The following is a 16,248-nucleotide window of genomic DNA, read 5'->3' on the forward strand; positions in this document are numbered from 1 at the left end:
ATATCTGTATCCATGGAAGTGATTATTGATCGATAGTGCGCGTAGCCTTGCAACGCCTTGTTCCGTTCATCAATCCGTCAGGCGCTCAACCTTGCTGACCGCGCGTGTCGTGCGCAATTCAGCCACGAGGCTGGTGAGGTGTTTGAGATCCCACACCGACAGACGGATGGTGATGTTGGAGAAGTCCGGTGTCGGCCGTTTGATCGATATGTCCTCGATATTCGCGTCATGATCGGCGATGATCTGGGTGATCTTGGCCAAAGAACCGGGCTCATTGATGACGCTGAGCACAATCAATGCCGGAAAACGCTGATTGTTACCCTCATCCACATCCCAACGCACGTCGAGCCAGCGCTCCGGCTCCTGCTCGAACCGCGCCAGCGCCTTCGACTGAATGGGGTAGATGGTGATGCCCTCTCCCGGCGTCAGGATGCCGACGATGCGGTCTCCCGGCACCGCGCCGCCCTCGGGTGCGAAGGTGATGGGCAGCTCGCTGTTGAAACCGCGCACGGGAATGGCCCGCCCGTCCGGCTTGCTGCTGCCGTCCGGCACCTTGAACTTCAGGCTTTCGCTGCCCTTGAGGCCAAACCAGCCATGGCCCGAGAGGCCATCCACCGTGGGACGGCGCTCGTCCTTGTAATCGGGGTAGACGGCCTTGACGACATCGCCGGAAAAGATTTCTCCACGACCCACGGCGGCGAGCGTGTCGTCGATGCCCGTGCGGGCAAGCCTTGGTAGCGAGGCTTTCAGCTTCTCGTCGGAATAGGCGCGTCCGGCGCGCTCGAAGGCGCGTTCGAGAATCTGTCGGCCCAGCCCGGCGTATTGGCGGCGCACAGCGTCACGCGTGGCGCGGCGAATGGCCGCCCGGGCCTTGCCGGTGACGACGAGCGATTCCCATGCCGGGGGCGGAACCTGCCCGTCGGCGCGGGTGATTTCCACTTCGTCGCCATTTTCAAGCTCTGACAGCAGGGACGCGATCTGGCCGTTGATCTTGGCGCCGACCGCGGTGTTGCCGATGTTGGTGTGCACGGCATAGGCAAAATCGATGGGGGTCGCGCGCCGTGGCAGGGCAATGAGCCGCCCCTTCGGCGTGAAGCAGAACACCTGGTCGTGAAACAGCTCCAGCTTGGTGTGTTCCAGAAACTCTTCCGGGCTGTCGCCTTCCGCCAATAGATCGACTGTGCGCCGCAGCCATTGGTAAGCGCGGCTTTCGTTGAGCAGCTTGGACGGCTGGTCCGTGCGGCCGTCCTTGTAGAGCGTGTGGGCGGCAATACCGTATTCGGCCACGCTATCCATGTCTTCGGTGCGGATCTGCAACTCGACGCGCTGATGGCCAGGGCCGATGACCGTGGTGTGGATGGAGCGGTAATCGTTCTGCTTGGGCGTGGACACATAGTCCTTGTAACGCCCGGGCACCATGGGCCACGCGGTGTGAACCACGCCGAGCGCGCGATAACAATCGTCGATGGTGTCCACGATGATGCGGAAGGCGAAAATATCCGAAAGCTGCTCGAAGCCGAGAGACTTGCGCTCCATCTTCTTCCAGATGGAATAGGGGCGCTTGCGCCGGCCCTTTACGCGCGCGGCGATGCCTTGCTCGGCAAGGCGCTGGGTGAGGTCGCGCTCGATGGTTTCGACCAGTTGACCGTTGCGGGCGCTGACATTCTCCAGCCGTTTGGCGATGGTTTCGAAGGCTTCCGGCTTGAGGTTGCGGAACGCCAGATCTTCCAGCTCGTCGCGAAGCTCCTGAATACCCATGCGGCCGGCGAGCGGGGCGTAGATTTCCAGCGTTTCCTCGGCGATGCGGGCGCGCTTGTCCTCCCGCATGAAGCCCAGCGTGCGCATGTTGTGCAGCCGGTCGGCCAGTTTCACCAGCAGAACCCGCACATCGGCGGCGATGGCCAGCAGCAGCTTGCGAAAGTTCTCGCCCTGCGTCGCCTTGCGCGAAACGAAGTCCAGCTTCTTGATCTTGGTCAGCCCATCCACCAGCGCGCCGATTTCCGGCCCGAAAAGCTGGTCGATTTCCTCGCGCGTCGCGCTGGTGTCCTCAATGGTGTCGTGCAGAACCGCTGCGACGATGGTCGCGTCGTCCAGCCTCAGGTCGGTGAGAATTGCCGCCACTTCCAGCGGATGCGAAAAAAACAGGTCGCCGGAAGCGCGGGTCTGCGTGCCGTGGGCGCGCATGGCATAGACATAGGCCCGGTTCAACAGCGTTTCGTCCGCCTCCGGGTGATAGCGTTTGACGCGCTCGACAAGCTCATACTGGCGCATCATGGGCGGCGCCTGCCTGCCCGCGGTGCGGGGTGAGGTGGTCTCGGCCTGTGTCGTCCTGTCATGGGCCTGAGCGGATTCAGTCTCCACTGTTATTTGGTCGCCGTTCGTCACCTGTATGTCCACCACATTAAAACGCCACCCGCGACCGTGGCGGAAACCTTCCGTCAGGCGCAGGTTGAAATCTTACAAAGGTCACGCAGAAAAAACAAAGCGCTTTGAACGCTTCCAGTTCCATGGCCCGATTGACACGTCTCCTGCCATGCCGGTTTGAAGGCCGGGAAGGGCGTCAGAGGCTATTGATGGCTGGATTTCATGGCTAAAATCAGGAGGCGCCAAAACCGGCGAGCGCCAAACCGGCAAGTCCTGAAACCAGAAAGGCCCGGATTGCTCCGGGCCTGATCGTGGATATATCGCCGGGACGGGGGGCGCCGCAGGGGGCGTGTCCGTCTGCCGATGTCAGTCGTCTTCGTCGGAGGCTGCCGGGGGCACGAGCCCTTCGAGGCCACGCAGCAGATCGTCCTCGCTCATGCGGTCGAACTGGATCTCGCTGTCGTCCACGGAGCCGACCGAGGTGCCGATCAACGGCACGGCGTCTTCCTCCGGCTCATCCACTTCCACATACTTCTGGAGCGAATGGATCAGCTCTTCCTTCAGATCCTCAGGCGCGAACTTCTCTTCCGCGATCTCGCGCAGGGCCACAACCGGGTTTTTATCCCGGTCACGATCGACCATCAGTTGCGAGCCGGCGGAAATCATGCGGGCGCGATGGCTCGCCAGAAGAACGAGCTCGAAACGGTTATCGACCTTGTCGATACAATCTTCGACGGTGACGCGAGCCATGGGGGCTCCTTCTCCATGCGCGCGAGACGCAAACGCGCTAAAAACAGTTGAAGCGTTCCCGCTACACGATTCCGCGCAGGAGCGCAACATTTTCCGCAACAGTCAAGGCCGTCAGAGCGTGCCGGCCACCTTGTCCCCGTGATAGAACGGCACGGGTGCTTCCTGTATGAAACCGGCGGCAAGCCTCGCCGAAAGCTCTGCGGCGACGATGCGTGTGATGAGCGGGGTGTTGATGTCGGCCGCCTTGTCGACGGCGACCCACGCAAGCTCCACCAGTTCCCCGTCCCGCTCCACCGCGCCCGGCACTGTGTGCACGATGGCCGAGGCATCGACGACGAAAAAGCGGGCATCGAACCGCCGCGGATAGTGCGGCGGGGTGATGGCGCGGGCGATGAAGTGCAGCATGTCCAGCTCCGGAAACACGCCGTGCTCCGCGAAGGCTTCCCAGCCCGGCGGGGTTTCCTCCGGCGCGCCGTAGTCCGTGGAGCCGACGAGATGGCCGGTTTCCTCGAACGTCTCGCGGATGGCGGCCAGCGCCAGCGCCCGCGCGCCGAAGGGAGAGGGGTCTGCGACATGCTGCATCAGCTTGTGCTCGGCAGCCGGATGAAGCATGCCGGCCACCACCATTTCGCTGTCGCAGGCTTCCACGCGCCCGCCCGGAAAGACATACGCGCCGGGCATGAAGACATGCCCTTCGTGCCGCTTGCCCATCAGCATGTAGATGCCTTTCGGCGTCTGATCGAGAATGATGAGCGAGGCGGCGTCGCGCGGTTCTATCGCGGCTGCGGCGGTTTCCGTCGCTTCGGCATCGGTAGCATCGGCCTGAACGTCACCAATGCGAATGTCACCGTTGCAAATGTCACCACTGGTCATGGCGTGTGGTCCCCCCCCCTCTTGTTCTTATCAAGCCTTCGGGTTTTTTAACGAAAGCCTGTCACCGCACACGCAAAGGCGGCGGTTTACGGAATGCGGATGCATGGTTCGTCATTCATCCAGCTCAATGGTCGGCCCGTTCCGTGACAATACACGGGTCTGCACGCGCCGTATGATCCGCCGTGTCGGCCTGCGGATGAACGGAGTCGTCAGCGCAACAACAGTTTCCTTAATGAAATAAACGATCCCGAGCAAAACAATGCATGTCAATAACGCCACAAACGCCTGCACCCATGGTGTGAGTTGAGCATAAAGCGTCAGCAGATTAGTGCCAAGCTGGTCTTCGGTCATGATAACTCCCCTTCGGAATGAAGAAGCCACCAGCAAAGCCAAGGGCCAGGCTGGTGGCCGGGAGAGTTAGAAAACCGCGTGTGTACGGCCGCGCTGGCCTTTAGGCGCGAGCCCTGAACATAGCCAGCGCCTCCCCGGCCATAGAGCTGGGGAGGCACCATTACGGTTGGTACCCAACCGACGCACGAGAGGTTTCTAAGCCTCAGAGACACGAGGTCGCATCTCCACCTTCAGACATAAGACGTTTGTGGGAGGAGTCAAACGGGCAGAGAAAACAGCCTGTTGGAAAAGCCGCCGCACATGCCTCGGAGGCACAAGCTCGCGCCGTCATCACACACGATATGCCTTTGCCGGCAAAGGCGAGCGGAGATGCCGAAAAGGCTGCGGCGAGCGGGCAAAGTGGTGTCCCTTCACCCGGCGTTATATGATGGGCAGCAAAGGAGCCCCGCGATGCCTGCGCCATTTGACGTAAGAGATCCTCGACCAAATGCGGAATACTCTCCCTGCTTGCGGCCCGATCCGTCACAGGTGGCTAATGCGCTGGTTTTGGATAGCGCCGAAGATTGCCTGCAACAGACCCGGCTCGTGAGCACAGCTGATGCAGCCGATTCCGAGCTTGGTTCTTTTCTTGACGCTGCTTTTGTCGATCTCGTCAATGACGCTGAGACGGCTGGGGGAGACACGACATGATAAGCAATGAAGCCTTGCTATCGGCCGTGTTTCCCCGCCTTGCCTGATTGTTACACACGCCGCCGCCGGCTGTCGCGGCTGGCTCCGTCCCTGCTCGTGCGCGCGGCCTTGCGCGCCGTGCCGCCGGAGGACAGCAGCTCGAACCGCAGCGCGCCCGCCACCGGTGCGGCTTCCATCAACCGCACTTCGACGGAGTCGCCCAGCCGGTACATCTTTCGCGACCGGCTGCCGACGAGCGCATGCTGCGACTCGTCGTAGCGGAAAAAGTCCGTGCCCAATGTGGAAGCCGGAATGAAGCCATCCGCGCCCGTATCCGCCAGCCGCACGAACAACCCGGCGCGCGTCACGCCGGCGATGCGCCCGGTGAAGGACGCGCCGATCTGATCCGCCATATAATGGGCGATCAGCCGGTCCGTGGTCTCGCGTTCCGCCGCCATGGCGCGCCGTTCGGCGGCGGAGATGCTGGCCGCCACCTCTGCCAGTTCTTCGCGCGTGGTATGGGCAGGCAGGCCGTCGCCGCCCAGTTTCAGCGCCCGGATCAGCGCCCGGTGCACGATGAGATCGGCATAACGGCGGATCGGCGAGGTGAAGTGCGCATAGCGGCGCAGGTTGAGGCCGAAATGGCCATAGTTGTCGACGGAATATTCCGCCTGCGCCTGCGTGCGCAGCACCACTTCGTTGATGAAATCGCGGTTGGGCGAATTCTCGACATGCGCCAGGATGCCGTTGAACAGCGACGGCGTGAGCGCGCCGGACTTGGGCGCCTTGAGGCCGATGGAAGCCAGCACCTCCGCCAGCGCCCGCAACTTCTCGACGGAGGGCTCGTCATGCGTGCGGAAGATGAGCGGCGATCCCGCCTGCTCCAGCGTTTCCGCCGCGCAGACGTTGGCGAGGATCATGCATTCCTCGATCAGCCGGTGGGCGTCCAGCCGCTCCGGCATGATAACACGGTCGATGGAGCCATCCGGCTTGAGAATGAGCTTGCGCTCCGGCAGATCGAGCGCCAGCGGTTCGCGGTCGTCACGCGCATCCGTCAGAGCGGCGTAGGCATCCCACAACGGCCGCAGCACGCCCTCCAGCAATGGCGCGGTGGTGTCATCCGGCGTGCCGTCAATGGCCGCCTGCGCCTGCTGGTAAGACAGTTTGGCCGCAGAGCGCATCATGATGCGATGGAAGGAGTGACGGCGCTTGCGGCCGGCGATGTCGATGACGATGCGCACCGCCAGCGCCGGGCGATCCTCGTGCGGGCGAAGCGAACCGAGATCGTTGGAAATACGCTCCGGCAGCATCGGCACCACCCGGTCCGGGAAGTAGACCGAGTTGCCACGCTCCAGCGCGTCCTTGTCCAGCGCCGTGCCGGGGCGCACATAGGCCGCGACATCGGCGATGGCGACCGTCAGCACATAGCCGCCGTCGTTGGCGGGGTCCGTGTCCCGCGCAGCATGCACGGCGTCGTCGTGGTCCTTGGCATCGGCAGGGTCGATGGTGATGAGCGGCAGCGTGCGCCAGTCCTCGCGCCGGTCCTCTTGTCGGCTCCCCTCCGTTGCAAGCGTAACAGGCTGTGCCTCTTCCGCCTCGCGCAGGGCCGCTGGCGAGAATTCGTTTGGAATGTCGTGCGTATGGATGGCGACGAGGCTCACCGCGCGTTCCGATTTCAGCGAGCCGAGGCGTTCGATCACCTTGGCCGTCGATTCGCCGAAGCGCCCGGCACGCGCCACGCTGACGCTAACAAGGTCGCCGTCCACCGCGCCGCCGCCGTCACCGGCGCGAATGGCGATTTCGCGGCCCAGCATCTTCTTGTCCACCGGCACGAGCCTGCCGCCCTCGCCATCCGGATCGGCGCGGAAGATGCCAAGCAGCCGCGCGCGGGTTTTCGTCAGCACCTTGATGACGCGGCCAAAGTAGGCAGGGCCTCGTTTTCCGGCGGAATCCCGGTCACGGTTGGCCTCAAGCCGCAACAGCACGCGATCGCCGACGCCGGGCACGGGCTGGCCCTGTTTGGGCCGCCGCGGCAGGTTCACCAGAATGCGCGGCGCGGGGTTTTCGCCGTCCCCATCATCCCATTCCGTGGGCAGGGCGATGAACTCGCCGTCCCGGTCGCGGGTCGTGATGTCCGCCACCACCACCGGCGGCAGGCTGCCGGACCGGTTCAGCGTCTTGCCCCTGCGGTCGAGCGCGCCTTCGTCCTCCAGCTCCCGCAGGATGTGCTTCAGCCAGACGCGCTGGCCGCCGCCGATGCCGAAGGCACGTGCAATCTCACGTTTGCCGACCTTGCCAGGCGAATCGGCGATGAAGGCGAGGATGTCTTCCTTGCTCGGCAGATGACCCTCCGCCGCAACGGCGGGATCCTTGCGTATTTTTGCGCGGGAAGATGATTGACCGGGCGCTGCGATGCGCGCCTGGCGGTTGCTGATTTTACGTGCCACAGTTCGTTCCAAAGCCGGGATGTCCGGCAACATTGCGTGCCGTTGTCGCACGTCGCGACGGTTTAGGAAACCCGCCGCGCCTCTCCAAGGTTGCGTTTCGCGTCAGACAGGTTCACACACGGGGCATGGTCGATCATCCTACCCGCGATGCTGGCTTTGGCGTTTACGTCCATTGGCCATTTTGCGCGTCCAAATGTCCGTATTGTGACTTCAACAGCCACGTCCGCCATCAGCCGGTGGATGAAGCGCGTTTTGCCGCCGCTTTCACGCGTGAGGTCGCCCACAGCGCCGCTCTCGCGCCGGGGCGCACCGTCACGTCGATCTTCTTCGGCGGCGGCACGCCCTCGCTCATGAAGCCCGCAACCATTGCCGCGATTCTCGACGCCATCGCCAGCCGCTGGTCGGTAGCGGCGGATGTCGAGGTGACGCTTGAGGCCAATCCTACCAGCGTGGAGGCGGACCGTTTTCGCGGTTATCGCGCTGCCGGGGTCAACCGGGTGTCGCTCGGCGTGCAGGCGCTGAATGACGGCGACCTGCGCACGCTGGGCCGCAAGCACGATGTCGCCGAGGCCCTCGCGGCAGTGAAACTGGCCGCGGAGAGCTTCGAGCGCTATTCGTTCGACCTTATCTATGCCCGCCCCGGCCAGACCCCCGCCGCATGGGCGCGGGAGCTGGAGCAGGCCATCGGCCATGCGGCGGAGCATCTGTCGCTCTACCAGCTCACCATCGAACCCGGCACGTGGTATGCGCGCCTGCACGCCGCCGGCAAGCTCGTGGTGCCGGACGACGACACCGCCCGCGACCTGTTCGACGTGACGCAGGAGGTCTGCGCCCGCCACGGCCTGCCGGCCTATGAAGTGTCCAACCACGCCCGGCCCGGCGCGGAAAGCCGCCACAACCAGCTTTACTGGCGCTATGGAGAATATGCCGGCGTCGGCCCCGGCGCGCACGGGCGGCTGGTGACAAACGAGGGGCGCATGGCGCTCTCCACCGAGCGCAATCCCGAAAAGTGGCTGGAGCTGGTGGAGCAGGACGGCAACGCCATCATCGAACGCGAATGCCTCGCGCCCGATATGCAGGCCGATGAATTTCTGCTGATGGGGCTGCGGCTTGTCGAGGGTATCGACCCGGCCCGCTACACGGCTTTCGCCGGCCGCCCGTTATCCGCTCGCAAGCTGGCGGATCTGTCCGAGCTTGGCCTGATCGAAATGGCCAACGGCCGCCTGCGCGCCACCCCCACCGGCGTGCCGGTGCTCAACGCCGTCATCGCGGATCTGGCGGCTTGACGCTGGTGTCAAGTGCGGCTGCTCTTATAAGTTCATCTGACTATAACATCTGGTAATTTGGACAAACTGTGACCCTCTCCGCCGCCGTTTCCTCTCCCCAGCCCGTCGATGCCGCCACCGTGGCGGAGATTTTTCGCCGTTTTGAGGCGGCTAATCCCGAGCCGCGCGGCGAGCTGGACTATACCAACCCGTTTACGCTGGTGGTGGCGGTGGCGCTGTCGGCGCAGGCGACTGACGTTGGCGTCAACAAGGCAACGCGGGCGCTGTTCAAGGTCGCGGATACGCCCGAGAAAATGGTGGCGCTGGGCGAGGATGAGCTGCGTGAATATATCAAGACCATCGGCCTGTTCCGCAACAAGGCCAAGAACGTCATCGCACTCTCGCAGATGCTGATCGAACGGTTCAACTCGCAAGTGCCGCGAACCCGCGAGGAACTGGAGCTGCTGCCTGGCGTCGGCCGGAAAACCGCTAATGTCGTCCTCAACATAGCTTTTGGCGAACCGACCATCGCTGTGGACACGCATCTGTTCCGGGTGTCGAACCGCATTCCGCTCAGCATCGGCAGCACACCGCTGGCGGTGGAGTTGGGGCTTGAGCGCATTATCCCTGCCCGCTACGCCCGGCACGCCCACCACTGGCTCATTCTGCACGGGCGTTACATCTGCAAGGCGCGCAAACCCGAATGCCCCCGGTGCCTTATCAACGACTTATGTCGCTTCGAGCCTAAAACCGCTTGACTCTTCACCGGGAACAACGGTCACGGAAACGGGAATCACGGTCACGGAAACACGCTTCAGGCGGTTCTTGATGCCGTGTAGCGCCGCTCGATGGCATCCCACAGAATGGCCGCGACATCCGGCCCGCCGTTACGCTTGATCGCGCGGATGCCGGTGGGCGAGGTGACGTTGATCTCGGTCAGGTAGCCGTCGATCACGTCGATGCCCACGAAGATCAGGCCGCGTTCGCGCAGGTGCGGTCCGATGGTCTCGCAGATCTCACGCTCGCGGTCGGAGAGGTCGGCAGCTTCAGCCGCTCCACCCCTTACCATGTTGGATCGTATATCGTTTTCCGCCGGAATGCGGTTGACCGCGCCGGCATAGTCACCATCCGAGAGGATGATGCGCTTGTCGCCGAACTTCACTTCCGGCAGGAATTTCTGCACCACCCACGGCTCGCGGAAGGTGACGGAGAATAGGTCGAACAACGAGCCGAAATTGCCGTCCTTTTCGTTGACCTGAAACACCGATGCGCCGCCGTGGCCGTAAAGCGGCTTCATCACCACCGCGCCGTGCTCGCGGCGGAAATCGTTGATTTCGTCCTTGTCGCGGGTGATCAGCGTGGGGGGCATCAATTCGGGAAAAGCGGTCACGAAAACCTTCTCCGGCGCGTTGCGCACCTGCGCAGGATCGTTGACCACCAACGTTTTCGGGTGGATGCGCTCCAGCAGATGCGTCGTTGTGATATACGCCAGATCGAAGGGCGGATCCTGCCGCAGCAGCACGATATCGACGGTCTCCAGATCGATGCGCGAGGGCGCGCCGACGCGGGCGTGGTCGGGGGCCGGTGCGTCGCGCACCTCCAGCGGTCCAGCCAGCGCACTGACGCGACTGTTGCGCAGGCTCAAGGAGTCGGGCGTGTAATAGAGCAACTGGTGTCCGCGCCGCGCGGCTTCGAGCAGCAGGGCGAAGGTGGAATCGCCCGCGACGTTGATATGCTCGATCGGGTCCATCTGGACGGCAACGACAAGGCTCATGGCCGAAATGCTCCGCTGGTTGAGACGATCCTTGTGTATGCGGCAGCCCGGCGTGCGCCGCAATTACAAAGTGGATCGCGTCGGGGAAGTCAGTCCAGCGAAAGCGTCATCACATCTGCGACGTGGCGGGGAAAACCGCGCCGGCCGATAAAAACGGCGTCGCAGCGCAGCGTCAACGGCATGGCCCAGCCGTTGCGTGCCAACCAGTGACGCGCGGTGCCCGCAATCCGGCGCTCCTTGGTGGCGGTGATGGCCATGCGGGCGTCATCAAGTGCGCCGCGGGCTTTCACCTCCACGAAAATGACGGTGCTGCCGCGCCGTGCAACGATGTCGATCTCGCCGCCCGCCGCAGCATAGCGGCGGTCAAGGATGCGATAACCCTTGGCCACCAGCAAGGCGGCCGCCAGCCACTCCGCCCGGATACCGGCGCGGTAGGCGGCGATTCGCCGCTCATTGCGCGGTGCGGCGGTCATTGCGGGTCCGATTCGTCCCCGGAGTGCTGCGCCGGGCCCAGTTGCAGCGCGCGCGCATAGACCTCCCGCTTGGGCAGGCCGGTCTCGGCCGAGACGATCGCGGCGGCATCCTTGACGCTGTAGTGTGCCAGCGCACGTGCGATGCGGGCGTCGAGGTCCGCCTCCGCCAGTTCCTTCGCGCCTTCCGGCGGCGGGCCGATCAGCACCACGATCTCGCCTTTCGGCGTTTCATCGGCATAGGATCCGGCCAGTTCCGGCAGGGTGCCGCGCCGCACTTCTTCGTAAAGCTTGGTCAGTTCGCGCGCGACGGCCGCGTCGCGCTCACCCAGAACCGCGGCGGCATCGGCAAGCATATCGGCCAGTCGCCGGGGCGATTCGAAGAAAACCAGCGTGGCGGGAATATCGCTCAGCGCCGCCAGCCGGGCGCGGCGAGGGCCGCTTTTGGAAGGCAGGAAGCCTTCGAAGAAAAACCTGTCGGTGGGCAGGCCCGCGACCACAAGCGCGGTGAGCACGGCAGAAGGGCCGGGATTCGACGTCACCTTGATGTCGTTGGCGAGTGCATCCTCCACCAGCCTGTAGCCGGGATCGGACACCAGCGGCGTGCCCGCGTCCGACACCAGCGCCAGCGCCTCGCCTTCCTTGAGGCGGGCCAGCACCTTGGGGCGCATCTGCTCGGCGTTGTGCTCGTGATAGCCGATCAGCGGCGTCGTGATGCCGTAATGGGCCAGCAGCACCTTGGTAACGCGCGTATCCTCGGCAAGAATGGCGTCGGCGGCGGCCAGCGTGCCCAGCGCGCGGAAGGTGATGTCCTTGAGGTTACCGATGGGGGTCGCGACAATATGCAGTCCCGGTGAGACAGGCTCTGCCTCTGCCGCCAGTCCGAAAGCCGTGAAGCGCGAGGCGCCCGGCTGCGGGGAGGGGGCCGTGATGTCGGCGGCCGCTGGCAACCGGCCTGTGGCGGGCGCGACGGGGCGCTTGTCATCACTCATCGCATATATCCCTTTATTCTTGCTGGCATGGAAAGGCGCTTGCCTGCCCGGTGCCGTCCATCATCGACTATGGCACGGATGGCACATGTTAATAAACGAGGATGGATTCTTAATATAATGCCCTCCATACCGGGCTTCCGGTGAAATGTGAATGGACGTCCTGTGCTGTTTGTCACTGCTACGTCTTGCCATTCGCTGCCATGTGGGCAATCTTGCCTGCAAACTCCATTTCGTTCAGGGAGAGTGCCGTGTCTCGAGCTTCCAGCCCCAGCCTGCTGTCGCGTCTATTTGCATCACCGGGACAGGCAACGTCCTCCCCCGGCGGCGAGGCGCGGGGTCTGCGCAAGGCGCGGGGACTTCCCGGATTTGCGGCGGTGATGGCCGCCGGGCTGCTTCTGGCAGGCTGTTCCGGCTCTGGCGGGGTGTTTGGCCTTGGCGAGTCGGAAGGAGCAAACTCCGGCCCGGCCGTTGCCGATACAACCGTCGGCGCGGGTGCGGTCAAGGTGGGCCTGCTGCTGCCGCTTTCGGCGCAGGGCGGGGCGGGCACCACGGCCCAATCGTTGCGCAACGCGGCTGAGCTGGCTATCAGCGAATTCGGGCAGAACGACATTCAGCTTCTTGTGCGTGACGACCGCGGCACCGAGGCCGGCGCCCGCAGTGCGACACGTGCGGTCCTGAACGACGGCGCCGAACTCGTGCTCGGCCCACTGTTCGCGGCGACGACACGCGCGGCGGGTTCCGTGGCCAAGCCGGCGAACATACCCGTCATCTCGTTCTCCACGGATACCAGCGTCGCGCAGCCGGGCGTCTACCTGCTCAGCTTCCTGCCGGAATCGGAGGTGGACCGCGTCATCCGCTTTGCGTCCCAGCGCGGCCGCCGCTCGTTTGCAGCGCTCATTCCCGACAATGCCTATGGCAAGGTCGTGCAGGATGCCTTCCAGCGTAGCGTCGCGGCAAGCGGTGGGCGGGTCGTTGCCGTCGAGACTTATGCGGCTGACCGCTCCAACCTTCAGCAGGCGGCGCAGCGCATCGCCTCACAGGCGGGGCAGGCCGATGCGCTGTTCCTGCCGGATAATGCCGATACGTTGCCCAGCATCGCCCAGTATCTGCGCGCCGCGAACCTCGATACCAATCGCGTGAAGCTGCTTGGCACATCGCTGTGGAACAATCCGACCGTTCTCGCGACCCCGGGTCTGCAGGGCGGCTGGTTCTCGGCTCCCGATTCGGTTGGCTTCAACGCTTTTGCACAGCGTTATCGCGCCAAGTTCGGCACCGAGCCGACGCGCATCGCCAGCCTCTCCTACGATGCGGTGCTGCTGGCCTCGGCGCTGGTGCGCACGCAGGGCTCGCAGCGGTTCTCCACCGCGACGCTCACCAACCGCGCCGGGTTCGTCGGGGCGGATGGCGTGTTCCGGTTCAACGCGAACGGCACCAATGATCGGGCGCTCGCGGTGATGGAGATCCGGCAGAACAGCGCCGTGGTCATCAGCGCCGCGCCGCGGCAGCTGCAGTAAGGGGCAGCAGTCGAGGGCAGGGTGCCGGCCGTTCAGGCCGGCACCGTAATGGCCGTGTCGGGAGGGGTCGTGTCGGCTCCGGGTGCGAATACCGCTCCCCCCTCGCGCCAACGTACCGCGCCAGAGGCAACCAGAGCCAGCGCGCGCGGATAGATGAGATGTTCCTGCACCAGCACGCGTGCGGCCAGCACGTCGGGTGTATCGCCCGGCAATACCGGCACCGCGGCCTGTGCGATGATGGGGCCGGCATCCACCTCTGGTTCGACGAAATGCGACGTACAGCCGTGCAGGCGCACGCCGGCGGCCAAGGCGCGCTCATGCGTGTGCGTGCCGGGGAACAGCGGTAGCAGCGACGGGTGAATGTTGATGAGCCGCCCGAGCCACCGCTTCACGAACCACGGCGTCAGAATGCGCATGAACCCTGCAAGGCAGACCAGTTCGATGTCATGGGTCGTGAGGCGCTCGTCCAACGCGCGCTCGAATGCCTCGCGGTCGCGGCCAAACGGCTTGTGATCGACGAAATCCGTGGCGATACCCGCAGCTTGCGCGGTCGCAAGGCCCGCCGCATCCGGACGGTTGGCGGCGACGAGCACGATTTCAGCCGGATAGTCCCCCGGTGCGGCGGCAGCCAGCAGCGCCTCCATGTTGGAGCCACGGCCCGAGATCAGCACCGCCGTACGAAGGCGGCGGTGGGCGTCCTTGCCGATGCTTGCCGTCACAGCGGCAGCCTGCCGCTGGTCGTGACGCGCGGTCCGCCATCAGCGGCCACGACTTCGCCGATCACGACGGGCGTTTCGCCCTCTGCAATCAGCGCCTCGGTCACATTATCCACTTCGCTTGCGGCGACGATAGCCACCATGCCGATACCGCAGTTGAACGTGCGGAGCATTTCGGCTTCTTCAATCGCACCAACGCGCGACAGCCATCCGAACACGCGCGGCGGCGCGATGGCAGACAGATTGAGGTGTGCGCCGGTGCCCGGCGGCAGAACGCGCGGAATGTTCTCGGTGAACCCGCCGCCGGTGATGTGGGCAAGGCCCTTGATCGCGTCGGTGCGGCGCAGGACGCCCAGAAGCTGCCGCACGTAGATGCGTGTCGGCTCCAGCAATGCCGCGCCGAGTTGCCTGTCCGGCGCGAAGGGTGCGATGGCGTTCCAGTTGAGACCCGACAGGGCGACGATGCGGCGAACAAGCGAGAAACCGTTGGAATGCACCCCCGAAGACGGCAGGCCGAGAATGGCGTCTCCCGGTGCGATGTCCGCGCGCGGCAACAGCTTGCCGCGTTCAGCCGCGCCCACGGCAAAGCCCGCCAGATCGTAATCGCCCTTGGCGTAGAGGCCGGGCATTTCGGCGGTTTCGCCGCCGAGCAGGGCGCATCCCGCCTGCCGGCAGCCGTCGACAATGCCCTGCACCACAAGCGCGCCCTCTTCAGGGTTGAGCTTGCCGGTGGCGTAATAATCCAGGAAGAACAACGGTTCTGCGCCCTGCACCACAAGGTCGTTGACGCACATGGCCACGAGGTCGATGCCGATGGTGTCGTGCCGTCCGGTTTCCACCGCCACCTTGAGCTTCGTGCCGACGCCGTCATTGGCCGCGACGAGGATCGGATCGGTATAGCCAGCGGCCTTCAGGTCGAAGAGGCCGCCGAAACCGCCGATCGATCCGTCCGCTCCCGGTCGCCGGGTGGTGCGCACGAGCGGCTTGATGGCCTCGACCATCGCATTGCCGGCATCGATGTCCACGCCTGCCTGGGCGTAAGTCAGTCCGTTAGGGTTCGGGCTCTCGGGTCCGCTCTGCGGCATCGGTCTTTTTCCTGCGAAGATTCAATTGTCCAGCCGTTATCATACATCCGGCGTTTGCGCACGCAGGCAATCGCATATTTGCCGGCGTACGCCGCAAGGCTGCCTGCCATCGCGTGTATGCCCTTCGCATGTATGCCCTTGCCGCCGCCTGCATGACGCCGCTGCCTGTATGACAGTGCGTGTCATATATGGCTTGTCGCGGCCTTGCCACCTGATATAGCTGACATGCAAAGGACATGTGCGTTGCCGCGAACGGTCGCGGCCATTCCCGGCCCGCAACGCAAATCGCGGTTACCCCTCTAAAGCTGTTCAATGACGATTCCCAACATCATCACCCTCATGCGGCTGGTGCTGGTGCCGGCCATTGTGATCCTGATCAACGATGGAAGCTGGATCGGCGCCTTCCTGCTGTTTCTTGCCGCGGGCATTTCCGACGGTCTCGACGGTTATATCGCGCGGCGCTACGACATGCGCAGCGAACTGGGTGCCTATCTGGACGCCGCCGCCGACAAGGCGCTGCTGGTTTCCATCTATGTCACGCTGGCGATCGCGGACGTTCTGCCGGGGTGGGTGGCGATTCTCGTCGTCTCGCGCGATGTGCTGATCCTGACAGCCATCATGATTTCGTGGCTGATGCAGCGGCCTGTGGATATTCGCCCCTTGCGGGTCAGCAAGATCAATACCGGCATGCAGATCGGCCTCGCGGCGCTGGTGCTGGCGCATATGGCCGCGGGCGCTGCCGGGTTCGGAGCCGGCTTTTTCGCCGCCCTTCCGTGGCTGGTGGAGGCGCTGACCATGCTCACGGCCTTGCTGACGGTGGTTTCGGCCGGTGCCTACCTGGCGTTATGGTTGCGTCACATGGCTGACTGATGCATCAGCGATAAGACAGGCTGGGCGGTGAAAACGCGCAGTCGGTAGATATGTCGCGGAAATAAACATGGCGCTTGTGGAACGATGCCGGAAAACGTGCCCGGTTTC

14 protein-coding genes are annotated in these 16,248 nt (G+C 64.2%); 4 read left to right on the forward strand and 10 right to left on the reverse strand.

The features are described 5' to 3' along the window. Window positions 1-69 precede the first annotated feature (69 nt). The 5 genes from FHS81_RS00810 to rnr all read right to left on the reverse strand — a co-directional run bounded on the left by FHS81_RS00810 (window position 70) and on the right by rnr (window position 7,385). Entirely contained in the window at window positions 70-2,274 is a 2,205-nt protein-coding gene (locus FHS81_RS00810; protein ID WP_183750723.1) for a RelA/SpoT family protein, read from the reverse strand. Between the two features lie 456 nt (window positions 2,275-2,730). Further along, entirely contained in the window at window positions 2,731-3,114 is a 384-nt protein-coding gene (gene rpoZ, locus FHS81_RS00815; RefSeq protein ID WP_183750144.1) for a DNA-directed RNA polymerase subunit omega, read from the reverse strand. 111 nt (window positions 3,115-3,225) lie between these two features. Then, window positions 3,226-3,987 carry an NUDIX hydrolase gene (locus FHS81_RS00820; RefSeq protein WP_183750145.1) on the reverse strand — a complete coding sequence of 254 codons (762 nt, stop codon included), beginning with the start codon at window positions 3,985-3,987 and terminating at the stop codon, window positions 3,226-3,228. Between the two features lie 111 nt (window positions 3,988-4,098). Then, on the reverse strand, window positions 4,099-4,338 hold the full coding sequence (locus FHS81_RS00825) for a hypothetical protein (protein WP_183750146.1): 240 nt from the start codon (window positions 4,336-4,338) through the stop codon (window positions 4,099-4,101). A gap of 740 nt (window positions 4,339-5,078) precedes the next feature. Then, a complete protein-coding gene (gene rnr, locus FHS81_RS00830) occupies window positions 5,079-7,385 on the reverse strand; it encodes a ribonuclease R (protein ID WP_428982423.1) in 2,307 nt (768 codons plus the stop codon). Between the two features lie 194 nt (window positions 7,386-7,579). Between rnr and hemW the strand changes: the two genes are divergently transcribed. Both hemW and nth read left to right on the forward strand, forming a co-directional pair. After that, entirely contained in the window at window positions 7,580-8,740 is a 1,161-nt protein-coding gene (hemW, locus tag FHS81_RS00835; protein ID WP_183750148.1) for a radical SAM family heme chaperone HemW, read from the forward strand. A gap of 68 nt (window positions 8,741-8,808) precedes the next feature. Then, window positions 8,809-9,477 (forward strand): endonuclease III, encoded by a 669-nt coding sequence (nth, locus tag FHS81_RS00840; RefSeq protein WP_183750149.1) that lies wholly within the window; start codon window positions 8,809-8,811, stop codon window positions 9,475-9,477. 56 nt (window positions 9,478-9,533) lie between these two features. Here nth and gshB read toward each other — a convergent pair whose 3' ends face one another. From gshB to rsmI, 3 genes are all read right to left on the reverse strand, one after another. Beyond that, the gene (gshB, locus tag FHS81_RS00845; protein ID WP_183750150.1) at window positions 9,534-10,493 is read right to left on the reverse strand and encodes a glutathione synthase; all 960 of its coding nucleotides are present in this window, start codon (window positions 10,491-10,493) and stop codon (window positions 9,534-9,536) included. Window positions 10,494-10,582: 89 nt separating this feature from the next. Beyond that, window positions 10,583-10,966 carry a YraN family protein gene (locus tag FHS81_RS00850; RefSeq protein WP_183750151.1) on the reverse strand — a complete coding sequence of 128 codons (384 nt, stop codon included), beginning with the start codon at window positions 10,964-10,966 and terminating at the stop codon, window positions 10,583-10,585. Then, the gene (gene rsmI, locus FHS81_RS00855; RefSeq protein WP_183750152.1) at window positions 10,963-11,955 is read right to left on the reverse strand and encodes a 16S rRNA (cytidine(1402)-2'-O)-methyltransferase; all 993 of its coding nucleotides are present in this window, start codon (window positions 11,953-11,955) and stop codon (window positions 10,963-10,965) included. Before rsmI ends, FHS81_RS00850 begins: the two co-directional genes overlap by 4 nt. A gap of 248 nt (window positions 11,956-12,203) precedes the next feature. Between rsmI and FHS81_RS00860 the strand changes: the two genes are divergently transcribed. Next, a complete protein-coding gene (locus FHS81_RS00860; RefSeq protein WP_343052388.1) occupies window positions 12,204-13,469 on the forward strand; it encodes a penicillin-binding protein activator in 1,266 nt (421 codons plus the stop codon). A gap of 32 nt (window positions 13,470-13,501) precedes the next feature. Here FHS81_RS00860 and purN read toward each other — a convergent pair whose 3' ends face one another. Then, complete coding sequence (purN, locus tag FHS81_RS00865; protein WP_183750725.1) at window positions 13,502-14,113, reverse strand: phosphoribosylglycinamide formyltransferase; 612 nt, start codon at window positions 14,111-14,113, stop codon at window positions 13,502-13,504. Window positions 14,114-14,184: 71 nt separating this feature from the next. Then, on the reverse strand, window positions 14,185-15,270 hold the full coding sequence (gene purM, locus FHS81_RS00870) for a phosphoribosylformylglycinamidine cyclo-ligase (protein ID WP_183750153.1): 1,086 nt from the start codon (window positions 15,268-15,270) through the stop codon (window positions 14,185-14,187). A gap of 312 nt (window positions 15,271-15,582) precedes the next feature. Between purM and FHS81_RS00875 the strand changes: the two genes are divergently transcribed. Next, entirely contained in the window at window positions 15,583-16,140 is a 558-nt protein-coding gene (locus FHS81_RS00875; RefSeq protein WP_183750154.1) for a CDP-alcohol phosphatidyltransferase family protein, read from the forward strand. Window positions 16,141-16,248 lie beyond the last annotated feature (108 nt).

The organism is Pseudochelatococcus contaminans (assembly GCF_014195635.1).
Classification (GTDB): domain Bacteria; phylum Pseudomonadota; class Alphaproteobacteria; order Rhizobiales; family Beijerinckiaceae; genus Pseudochelatococcus; species Pseudochelatococcus contaminans.

What these genes read in the sequence shown, in the direction of transcription:
- FHS81_RS00820 (WP_183750145.1), bottom strand. Translation starts at nt 3,987, where the DNA reads ATGACCAGTGGTGACATTTGCAACGGTGACATTCGCATTGGTGACGTT.
- hemW (WP_183750148.1), top strand. Translation starts at nt 7,580, where the DNA reads ATGGTCGATCATCCTACCCGCGATGCTGGCTTTGGCGTTTACGTCCAT.
- FHS81_RS00850 (WP_183750151.1), bottom strand. Translation starts at nt 10,966, where the DNA reads ATGACCGCCGCACCGCGCAATGAGCGGCGAATCGCCGCCTACCGCGCC.
- rsmI (WP_183750152.1), bottom strand. Translation starts at nt 11,955, where the DNA reads ATGAGTGATGACAAGCGCCCCGTCGCGCCCGCCACAGGCCGGTTGCCA.
- FHS81_RS00825 (WP_183750146.1), bottom strand. Translation starts at nt 4,338, where the DNA reads ATGACCGAAGACCAGCTTGGCACTAATCTGCTGACGCTTTATGCTCAA.
- FHS81_RS00810 (WP_183750723.1), bottom strand. Translation starts at nt 2,274, where the DNA reads ATGATGCGCCAGTATGAGCTTGTCGAGCGCGTCAAACGCTATCACCCG.
- rpoZ (WP_183750144.1), bottom strand. Translation starts at nt 3,114, where the DNA reads ATGGCTCGCGTCACCGTCGAAGATTGTATCGACAAGGTCGATAACCGT.
- purN (WP_183750725.1), bottom strand. Translation starts at nt 14,113, where the DNA reads ATGGAGGCGCTGCTGGCTGCCGCCGCACCGGGGGACTATCCGGCTGAA.
- FHS81_RS00875 (WP_183750154.1), top strand. Translation starts at nt 15,583, where the DNA reads ATGACGATTCCCAACATCATCACCCTCATGCGGCTGGTGCTGGTGCCG.
- gshB (WP_183750150.1), bottom strand. Translation starts at nt 10,493, where the DNA reads ATGAGCCTTGTCGTTGCCGTCCAGATGGACCCGATCGAGCATATCAAC.
- purM (WP_183750153.1), bottom strand. Translation starts at nt 15,270, where the DNA reads ATGCCGCAGAGCGGACCCGAGAGCCCGAACCCTAACGGACTGACTTAC.